At 60.2% G+C, this 9,700-nt stretch carries 11 protein-coding genes; 4 read left to right on the plus strand and 7 right to left on the minus strand.

Annotation, left to right across the window (positions count from 1 at the left end):
- Positions 1-46: 46 nt before the first annotated feature.
- The 7 genes from ABIZ35_RS02070 to ABIZ35_RS02100 all read right to left on the minus strand — a co-directional run bounded on the left by ABIZ35_RS02070 (position 47) and on the right by ABIZ35_RS02100 (position 5,467).
- On the minus strand, positions 47-448 hold the full coding sequence (locus tag ABIZ35_RS02070; protein ID WP_348218212.1) for a VOC family protein: 402 nt from the start codon (positions 446-448) through the stop codon (positions 47-49).
- 161 nt (positions 449-609) lie between these two features.
- Positions 610-1,746, minus strand: a complete 1,137-nt coding sequence (locus tag ABIZ35_RS02075; protein ID WP_348218213.1) for an NAD(P)/FAD-dependent oxidoreductase — start codon at positions 1,744-1,746, stop codon at positions 610-612.
- A gap of 92 nt (positions 1,747-1,838) precedes the next feature.
- The gene (locus ABIZ35_RS02080; protein ID WP_348218214.1) at positions 1,839-2,582 is read right to left on the minus strand and encodes a PadR family transcriptional regulator; all 744 of its coding nucleotides are present in this window, start codon (positions 2,580-2,582) and stop codon (positions 1,839-1,841) included.
- A 208-nt stretch (positions 2,583-2,790) separates the two neighbouring features.
- Positions 2,791-3,399: a hypothetical protein gene (locus tag ABIZ35_RS02085; protein ID WP_348218215.1), complete on the minus strand. Its 609-nt coding sequence runs from the start codon at positions 3,397-3,399 to the stop codon at positions 2,791-2,793.
- The gene (locus ABIZ35_RS02090; protein ID WP_348218216.1) at positions 3,383-3,736 is read right to left on the minus strand and encodes a hypothetical protein; all 354 of its coding nucleotides are present in this window, start codon (positions 3,734-3,736) and stop codon (positions 3,383-3,385) included. Before ABIZ35_RS02090 ends, ABIZ35_RS02085 begins: the two co-directional genes overlap by 17 nt.
- Positions 3,736-4,515 (minus strand): ABC transporter permease subunit, encoded by a 780-nt coding sequence (locus ABIZ35_RS02095; RefSeq protein ID WP_348218217.1) that lies wholly within the window; start codon positions 4,513-4,515, stop codon positions 3,736-3,738. Before ABIZ35_RS02095 ends, ABIZ35_RS02090 begins: the two co-directional genes overlap by 1 nt.
- Before the next feature lie 10 nt (positions 4,516-4,525).
- A complete protein-coding gene (locus ABIZ35_RS02100) occupies positions 4,526-5,467 on the minus strand; it encodes an ABC transporter ATP-binding protein (protein ID WP_348218218.1) in 942 nt (313 codons plus the stop codon).
- 89 nt (positions 5,468-5,556) lie between these two features.
- On the opposite strand from ABIZ35_RS02100, the gene ABIZ35_RS02105 reads away from it, so the two are divergent.
- The 4 genes from ABIZ35_RS02105 (at position 5,557) to mqnC (ending at position 9,502) form a co-directional block, all read left to right on the plus strand.
- Positions 5,557-5,886 (plus strand): rhodanese-like domain-containing protein, encoded by a 330-nt coding sequence (locus ABIZ35_RS02105; RefSeq protein ID WP_348218219.1) that lies wholly within the window; start codon positions 5,557-5,559, stop codon positions 5,884-5,886.
- Positions 5,876-7,102, plus strand: coding sequence for an HRDC domain-containing protein (locus ABIZ35_RS02110; protein WP_348218220.1), 1,227 nt, complete (start codon positions 5,876-5,878; stop codon positions 7,100-7,102). The genes ABIZ35_RS02105 and ABIZ35_RS02110 overlap by 11 nt, the downstream gene beginning before the upstream one ends.
- Positions 7,103-7,198: 96 nt before the next feature.
- Entirely contained in the window at positions 7,199-8,371 is a 1,173-nt protein-coding gene (locus ABIZ35_RS02115) for a CofH family radical SAM protein (RefSeq protein WP_348218221.1), read from the plus strand.
- Positions 8,372-8,386: 15 nt separating this feature from the next.
- On the plus strand, positions 8,387-9,502 hold the full coding sequence (gene mqnC / locus ABIZ35_RS02120; protein WP_348218222.1) for a cyclic dehypoxanthinyl futalosine synthase: 1,116 nt from the start codon (positions 8,387-8,389) through the stop codon (positions 9,500-9,502).
- Positions 9,503-9,700: the final 198 nt, after the last annotated feature.

A 9,700-nucleotide genomic window follows, 5' to 3' on the forward strand; every position in this document is an offset into this window, starting at 1 on the left:
CGCGACGAAGATCGCTCTTCGTCGCGCCGGCCTTTTTTTGTGTCTCTTATTCGCAGTTCACCATCCACGGCGTGCCGTATTGGTCGATGAGCATTCCGAAACCTTTGGCCCAGAAGGTCTTTTCGAACGGCATCATGATCGCGGCGTTTTCCGACAGCGCGTCGAAGATGCGCTTGCCTTCGTCGTAATCGCTCAGACCAATGGAAACCGAGAAGCCCTGTGGCTTGCTGAAGCTGGGCATGGGTGAATCGCCGCCCATCAGAACATTGTCGCCAATATTCAAACGCGCGTGCATGATCTTTTTCTTCTGCTCTTCTGTGGCGTCGGCGCCCATCGGCGTGTCGCCCATGGTCACCAGCATCACGATCTCGCCGCCCAAAACTTTCTGATAAAACTCGAACGCTTCTTTACATTGGCCGTCAAACGCCAGATAACAATTGATAATCATCGCCGTCTCCTTCATCGTATCCGAGTTTTCGTTTTTGTCACCGCCAATCATTTGTCGTTTCACCGAAGCCCAAATCGACAGATCATCCAAAAATAACGAGAGCAGCTCTACACAAACGTGTCGGGCTGCTCCGGGAGGTTAATCGATCAGGATTGCAGGGGCTATTCGTGTTTCCTATCAAAGACGCCGGTGAAGAAGTCGATGAGGCTATAGGGGGCGTTGTCGCCGAGGCAGAGATCTAGGATCTTATGCGCGTCTGCGGCGGATGATTGGCTGCGTGGGAACAGTGCGGCTTCGTAAGCGGTGAGGGCGGCTTCGATGTCGTTGGGGTGGGCGATGATTGCTTTTGCGAGCTCGGCGCCGTCGAACATTGCCAAGTTTGCGCCTTCGCCGGCGGGCGGCGCCAGGTGTGCGGCGTCACCGAGTAGGGTTACTCCGGGGACGCGGTCCCATCGGTGGTCAGTTGGGAGCGCGTTGATCGTGCGCAGGACCGGTGGGGTGTCGCTGTCGGTGATTAGTGCGGTGAGCGCCGGCGCCCATCCGTCGAATTCGGCCGCGATTCGAGCTTTCGCAGCGGCGGCGTCGCTGAAATCGATGCTGGCGAACCACTCGGCGGAGCGGATCATCTGAACATATGTGTGCAGTACGCCACCCGCCTCACGGTGCGCGGCGATGCCCTTTCCCGGGACGAGCGCGAACATGGCGCCGTCGCCGACGGCTTCGGCGGACGCGGGGTGGCGTTCGTCGGCGTCGTACAGATAAGTCTCGATGAATGATGAGCCGACGTACTCAGGCTTGGCGTCGGAGAGCAGCGGCCGGATCTTCGACCACGCGCCGTCGGCGCCGACGAGGAGGCGGGTGGTTGCGGTCGATCCGTCTGCAAAAGTCAGTTCGTGCAGGCCGTCGCCGAGGGATTGGGCGCTGGCGATTTTGCGTCCCCACTGAATTGTCCCGTCGGGCAGCGATTGGAGCAGAATTCGGCGCAGGTCTCCGCGAAGCACTTCAGGACGCCCATGCGAGCCATCGTCAGGTTTGTCGAGCAGGATCGCGCCGTGCTGGTCGAGTGCGCGCGTCGCCTGGCCGCCCTCGTGAATGATCGCGCGGAACTCGTCGGTGAGGCCGGCGGCTTCAAGCGCGACCTGCCCGTCGTGCTCATGGATATCGAGCTGGCCGCCCTGCGTGCGGGTCTCCGCCGAGGCATCCGCCTCGTAGATCGTTGCGGGGATGCCGTGGAGGTGGAGGATGCGTGCGAGAGTGAGACCGCCAAGCCCCGCGCCGACGATTGTGACTGGAGGCATCGTTAGAGTTCCTTTCCAAAGTCGATCGGAATGCTGCTCCATAAATCTATCGGAGCAGCATTCCACTTCGTACTTTTTTCCCATCTGCTGTCTCAGCTGCGTTCGATCTCGCTGGCGGCGCGGTCGAGCGCGGCGGTGACGGCGGCGAGGGATTCGGGGGAGAGTTCGCCTTTTGCCAGACGCACCTGGATAGCGGCGCGTAGGTTTTCCATGGCGCGGTGCATCTCCGGAGCAGGCGGACCGCCGAAGCGTGCGCGTGCGCCTTCGATGCGGGCGTGCGCGGACTGGACCGCCGCCGCGTTATCGTTGAGCGCCGTGCGGCCTTCGTCGGTAATGCTGTAGAGTTTTTTAGTCGCCTGCGCTTCGCTGGCGATCATTCCCGTTTCTTCCAGATACGTCAGGGTAGGGTAGATGACGCCGGGGCTGGGTGTGTAGTGCCCGTTCATCGCTTCTTCGATCGCTTTGATGATTTCGTAGCCATGGCGCGGCTGCGCAGCGATGAGATCGAGGACAATCCAGCGAAGGTCGCCTTGTTCCAGCGCTCGTTCGGGGCGCCCCGGCCCGCGGCCAAAGCCAAATCCCTGTGGTCCACGTCCCCGAGGTCCGCCGCCGCCTCGTCCTTCCCAGCCATTCCCAAACATGCCGCTGTCTCCTTCGCCATTGCTCTCGTCAAAGTCTACCCGATCCCGCGATGGCATGTCGCCTGGACGATCCTGACGACCGAATCCCCAGCCATGACCGCCAAATCCGTGGCCGCCGTGTCCATGACCGTGGCCGTGCTGTCCATGACCGCCATGGCCGCGATCTCCGCCCCAGTTGTGTTGATGTCCGAACATAGTTTCTTTTTCTTTCTTACGGAGCCATGCTCCGTCTTGGAATATGACACATCTATGATTTGTTTAAGACTAATCTTAGATATATCTAAGATTAGTATACAAGAAGATGCAGAAAAATGCAAGGGGTAAGAAGATTTCGTCGACGTCTTATGCTTTCCCACAGATACTGTGTGTGGGAGCGTGGTGGAATTCAAAACCGAATCTTGATTTACGCCCGCGCTTGCCGCACGTCGGCGATCTGGCCTTCGAGGGTATGGCAGAGCTTGCGCATGATGTTGCGCGAAAAATCGTCCGGCGCCGTTTCCAGGCCCTTTTGCGCGTAGGGCAGGGCGTCGGCGGGGCGGTGGGCGCTGGCGGCGAGGAGCATCGCCATCTGGCGGTAGAGTTCGTAGTCCTTGGGATTTTGCGCGATGCCTTTTTTGAGAACGGCTTCGCCTTCCGTGAGGTGGCCCGTGCGCGGCAGGATCGTGCCGCCCATGATATAGTAGGCTTCCAGGAAGTGCGGGTCCAGCTCGATGATCGTTTTGAGCATCGGGAGCAGGCTTTCGTTCTTGGACCAGTCGCCGCCGTCGGCCATCTGCTGATGGTGGTAGTGGTCGACGACCTTCATCCAAAGAAGGTTCGCGGCGACGGAGCGAAACTGGCCGGCGGCCATCGCCACCGCGCCGTTGCTGTCTTTGCCCGTCGACTTCAGATAGCCTTCACGCATTGCTGTTGGCATGGAGAGGGAGTCGAAAGAGCCGGCGGCGAGCATCAGAAGAATCGCGGCCGCGAGCGCCTTGGCCGGACGTTGTGCTTTTTTACGCTTTTGCGCCATTGCCGTTCCTCCGATTACGCGCCGAGCGCTTCCACTGCATGGCCGCCGCGCCGACAAATAGTAAGCCCATTCCGGCCAATTGGATACGCTCTTCCTTGGCGTACTTGGGATCGCCCCAGTGCTCCAGAAGCTCATCGCCGTCGCCATCGTCTGCATCGTGCATATTCGAGACAGGCGTGTTGGCGGAAGGTGAGGCGGGAGCTATTGCCGCAGACGGGCGGGACATCGTGTCCGCATGGGTTGGCGTTCGGAAGGTCAGGAGGCTGACGCTGGAAAGCGTGAGTACGACGGCGGGGACCACGATCCATGCGGCTGGGTCGAACTTGGGGCGGCGCATTATAATTCCCTCCGGCGGAATGAGATGGACGCCAGGGTGAGCATGGCGGCGGTGTAGCAGAGCCCGTAAAGGGCGGTCTGCCAGAGATAGACATTGGGAACGGTCAGATGATGTACTAACGCATCCTTGAAGTTGAAGCTTTCCAAACTGGGCAGTACATGATAGAACCCGCTGATTGCTATCTTGTTGAATGGAGTTGGGTGCTTCGCCATCAGTGAGGCGTAGAGCTGGAACTTCACATTGCCGACGAGGCAGACGATGACCGAGAGAAACCAGGCCAGGGGCCAGGAGCAGACGGTCGAAAGCGCGAGGGAGATCGCGGCGAGGATGGCCGTTTCTAAGAAGAGAAATGGAACGACGTAGAGCACGGCGAAGTCGATGTGGCCGGCGAGGAACCACCACTCGACGAAGACGAAGGCAAGGGCCATGACCGCCATGCCGATGGCGACCGTGCCCATCGCGCCGGCGAATTTGCCGAGGACGAATTGGCTTCGGGTGACCGCCTTCGCCAGCACGGGATAGACTGTCTTTTGCTCCATCTCGCCGGGAACGCCGGTCACGGTGATGGTGATCGCGATGGCGGCGCTGACGAAGAACATGGACGCCAGCGACAGGTCCGCCAGCATCTTCGCCTGGACCTTGTCGTCGAAATGGGCGAGCACGGTCGATCCGAAGATCATCACGACCGCCACCATCAATAAGACGTGAAAGACCTGCTTGCGCGCGCCCTCCAGCATCGTGATCCGCCCGATAATTCCAATGTTGCGTAAGGCCTGCATAAAATCGTTCCTAATGCCCGGTCGATCCGACCAGCCGTAAAAAGGCGTCTTCCAGGGTCTCGTGACGCTGGCTCACGGAGATGACGCGCGCCTTGCGCTGTTCCAGTAGGCCCATCACGCGGTAAAGCGCGGCGGCGGGCGCCACCAATCGGCTGCCGCGCGTCTCCGGCTGACGCGCCAGCGATCCGCCCAGCGTCGCGATCTCGCGCGCCAGGCTTTCAGTTTCGTCCAGTCCGTCCAGCAGAACGGCGATCTCATCGTCCCCACGCGTGATTTCGCCGGGCGTTCCGCAGGCGACCAGCTCGCCTTGATGGAGCACGGCGACACGGTCGCAGAGCGATTCCATTTCCGACAATAGGTGCGAGGAGATAAAGAGCGTCTTGCCTTCGTCCTTTAATTCCTGAAGCAGCGCGCGCAGTTCCTTGCGGCCGATAGGGTCGAGGCCCGACGACGGCTCATCCATGATCAAAAGTTTGGGATCGCCGGCGAGCGCCGTCGCGAGGCCGACACGCTGGACCATGCCCTTCGAACATTTCGATAATCTGAGCGTCCGGTAGTCATACGCGCCGACGCGGCGCAGGAGGGCTTCGGTCTGTTCCTTGGCGGCGCGGCCATGCGCCCCGGCAAAGCCGACGTGTGCGGCGACCACTTCCTGGGCCGTCAAAAACTTGTGGAAATAGGGCTGTTCCGGCAGATACCCGACGGCGCGGCGCGCGGCGGGATCTTCCACGGGAACGCCGAACAGTGAGGCTTCTCCCAGTGTGGCCGGAATGAAGCCGAGGAGCATCTTGATGGTCGTGGTCTTGCCGGCGCCGTTGGGGCCGAGGAAGCCGAATAGGCCGCCGGCGGGCACGTCGAGATCGAGATTATTTACCGCGAGGCGCATTTCTTTACGCCGGGCCGCTGGGTATTCCTTGCGAAAGCCGGCGATATGGATGGCAGTTTCGGTCATGGCGTCTGGATTCCTAATAAAAGCGGAACGAGTTCCGTTATTATTATCGGCTGAACGCGGGCCGACTTTAGGGTAAAATGTGTGTAATTATGGTATTTAAACCTGCGTACAGCCATCTTTCCGCCGCTGAGCTCCAAGAGCGGCTGGAGAATGGCGATCATCCGACCCTTGTCGATGTCCGCACCCCCGCGGAATATTTCCAATATCACCTTGAGAATGTCCAGCTGATCCCGATCGATGAGTTCGCCTCGCGCGCAGCGGGCGAACTGAGTTCGGACGAAGAGATCGTGCTGATTTGCGAGCACGGCGTGCGCAGTGAGATGGCGGCGCAATATCTGGCGTCCTTGGGATACGAGAATGTGGCGACGATGGACGGAGGCATGGCGGCTTATCAGGGAGAGGTAGTACATGGCGAATAGCACGGAGCATATCGAGCGGCCGATGGTGAAGACCCAGGAAGACCTCCTGGCGTTGGTGGCGGACCTCAGGGCGGCAGGGCGGTTCGCCCTGGACACGGAGTTTTTGGCGGAGCGGACTTATGTGCCGCGTCTGTGCTTGATTCAGGTGGCGACGGATGAGTTCATCGCCCTGATCGATTCCATCGTGATTCCCTCGCTGGCGCCGTTCTGGGAACTGGTCAGCGATCCAGATATTGAGGTGGTGCTGCACGCGGCGCGCGAGGACCTGCGCCTGGCCTTTTACGGCAGCCGCGATCTTCCCCAGAGCATCTTTGATACGCAGGTGGCGGCCGGCTTGATCGGCCTGCCGCAGTACCCGCTGAGCTACGCGCGTCTGGTCGAAGCCCTCGTCGGCGTGCGGCTCGGCAAAACGGAAACACGCAGCGAGTGGGACCGGCGTCCATTGTCCCCAGAACAGCTCAAGTATGCGCGTGATGACGTTCGTTATCTGCTCCCCATCGCCGACAAGCTCGGAGCCATGCTGACCAAGATCGGCCGGCGCGGATGGCTGGACGAAGAAATGGCGCGCTTCTCTACGGCGATCGCCTATGAGCCCGACCCGGATATCGCCTACCAGCGCATCCGCGGGCCGCGCTCGGGAATGACGGCTCGTCCGACGGCTTACCTGCGCTCCGTCGCCGCCTGGCGAGAGCGCGAAGCTGCGGCGCGCGATATGTCCGCCCGTCTCGTCTTAAAAGATGAAGTGGTGACGGAGCTTGCGCTGCGCCCGCCAAAACGAATTACAGACTTTATTAAGGTGCGCGGCTTCCCAGCAGGGGAGGAAGCAACGATTGGCCCCGATATTCTGGCCGCTCTGGACGCCGCCCGCGCTATTAAAGAGGAAAACCTGCCGGAGCCACTGGCCGGACAGGACGACGAAACACCGCAGCAGCGCGTCATGACGGACCTGACCGCCGCGATGGGCGCCGCTCTGTGCCTGGCGCGGGGCATTGCGCCGGAGCTGGCCCTGACACGCGCGTCGGCGTCGCTGCTCGTGCGCGGCAATCCGAGCACGACGCTTCTTTCGGGGTGGCGCTACGAAGCGATCGGCCGCGAACTGCAATCATTCGTGACGGGTGTCTCGTCCGCGACCATTCACGTGGTCAACTCCGCGCTCAATGTCAAAATCGACATTCCGGCCGTAAGCAAGAAGAGCGCCGGGAACGAATTGGACTGAAACGCGTTGATAGGGTATAATACTTTGTGAAATATTGTGCAAAGTATGCCGTCGCGCAATATCCGCCGCGTTCATATTGGAATGGAGCAAGTCATCATGAGCATGAGGCTGTTTGAAACCGCCGGCCTGACCGGCATCTACGACAAGGTGATGTCGGGGACGCGCCTGAGCGCCGAGGACGCCCTCGCGCTGTATGAGAACCCCAATCTGAACGCCGTGGGCGCTCTGGCGAACATCGTCCGCGAGCGCATGAACGGCAACCTCACGTACTACGTCCGCAACCAGCACATCAACTACACTAACGTCTGCAACAAGGGCTGCAAGTTCTGCGCCTTTTACGCGCAGAAGGGCGGTCCCGATCCGTACACCATGAGCATCGACGACGTTAAGAACCGTCTGCGCATGCACCTGGACGTGCCGATCAAGGAAGTGCATATGGTGGCGGGCATCAACCCCAAGCTGCCATACCAATACTATCTGGACCTGCTGCGCGCCGTCAAAGAAACGCGCCCCGGCGTCCACATCAAAGCCTTTACCTGCGTCGAGATCGTCGAAATTCAGCGACAGGCGAACAAGCCGCTGGCCGAAGTCTTCGCCGACCTGCGCGAAGCGGGCCTGGACAGCCTTCCTGGCGGCGGCATCGAGATTTTGTCCGATCGTGTGCATATGGAGCTATTCGACCGCAAGATCGACGGCAATGAGTGGATGGAGATTTCCAAGGCCGCCGCGAAGGCGGGGCTGCTCCAGTACGCCACCATGCTCTATGGCCACATCGAGACCATTCCCGAGCGCGTCGAGCATTTGGTCAAAATGCGCGCGCTTCAGGACGAGACCAAGCACTTCGTGACGTTCACGCCGCTTTCGTTCCACCCAGAAGGTACACAGCTCGCGGACTTGCCGCACCCGACCGGTGACGGCGACCTGCGCAACATCGCGATCTCCCGCCTAATGCTGGACAACTTCCAGCATATCAAGACGTTCTGGATCATGAACACCCCCCAGGTCTCGCAGCTGGCCCAGTGGTACGGCGCCGACGACCTCGACGGCACGATCCACGAATATGAGATTACCTACAAAGACGGCGAGCAGGGGAACAAGAGCCAGGTGCTCACGCGCCCGCAGCTCGTGGAATTGATCCGTGAAGCCGGCCGCACCCCCGTGGAGCGCGACAGCTTCTACAACGAAGTCGAGGCGACGGACGAGCTCAGCGATCCCGTTCGCCAGGCCCAGAAGTCCCACGCGCCCATCCCACTTGCGGTTGTGAACTAGGAAGGACAAACACCGATGGCAGTCATTGAACGAGACCTGCGCCGGGCCGACCTGACGCTGCCCGAATACCCGTCGATCGTTGATATCGCGGACAAAGTCTACGCCGGCGAGCGAATCACGGATGACGACGCACTGCGTTTGTTCCGTCACAAGAACCTCACGGACCTGGCCGAGCTCGCCGACTTCGTGCGCAACAAGAAGCACCCGGAGCAGCTTGTCACCTACATCGTTGGACGCAATATCAACTACACCAACGTCTGCTGGGTGCGGTGCAGCTTCTGTAACTTCTATCGCATTCCCGGCCACGAGGGTGGGTATGTGCTGTCCCGCGAGCAGATCTTCCAGAAGATTCAGGAGATGGTGGATGTGGGCGGCATTGAGATTTTGATGCAGGGCGGTCTGAACCCCAAGCTCAAGATCGAATGGTACGAGGATCTTTTCCGGGCGATCATGGAGAAGTTCCCCACGGTCATTCTGCACGCGCTTTCGCCCGCTGAGATCATCTACATCAAGAACATCTCCAAGCTGACGATGGAGGAAACGCTCCTACGCTTGAAGGCGGCCGGTCTGCACTCCGTCCCCGGCGGCGGCGCGGAAGTTCTCACGGATCGCGTGCGTGACTTCATATCGCCCTACAAAGATACCGCCGCTGAGTGGCTGGACTGCATGCGCGTCGCGCACAAAGTCGGCTTGAAATCGTCGGCGACCATGATGTACGGCAGCATCGATACCGAAGAGGACCGCGTGGAGCATTTTCGCAAGCTGCGCGACCTCCAGGACGAGACCGGCGGCTTCAAAGCGTTTATCGCGTGGAACTACCAGCCCGACGGCACCGAACTCGGCGGCACGCGCGCCTCGGCGTTCGACTACATGCGCACGATCGCCATCGCTCGTATTTACTTAGACAACTTCGAGAACCTGCAAGCCTCCTGGGTTACCCAGGGGCCGCGCATCGGCCAGCTTTCGCTGCGCTACGGCGTGAACGACTTCGGCAGCACGATGATGGAAGAGAACGTCGTCTCCACCGCCGGCTGCGTGTTCACGGTTCCGATCGAGGAGATCGAGCGCTTGATCCAGGACGCCGGTTATACAGCGCGCCGCCGCAATACTCGTTATGAGTTTGTGGATTAGCCCCATCTCCCCATCGAGCTAAAGCTCGATCTCCCTCTTTCCCTGCTTCGGCCCTTCGGGCGGGAAAGAGGGCGTTCATCATTACGGCCCGCACGAGGGTTACGTGATGTTACAAGAAAGCTGGCCCATCGCCTAAATATGGCGATGGGCCAATTTTTGTTTCTTTGCAGATTACGACTTACTCGCGCGGACCGCAGT

Source organism: Capsulimonas sp. (assembly GCF_039929585.1).
Taxonomy (GTDB): domain Bacteria; phylum Armatimonadota; class Armatimonadia; order Armatimonadales; family Capsulimonadaceae; genus Capsulimonas.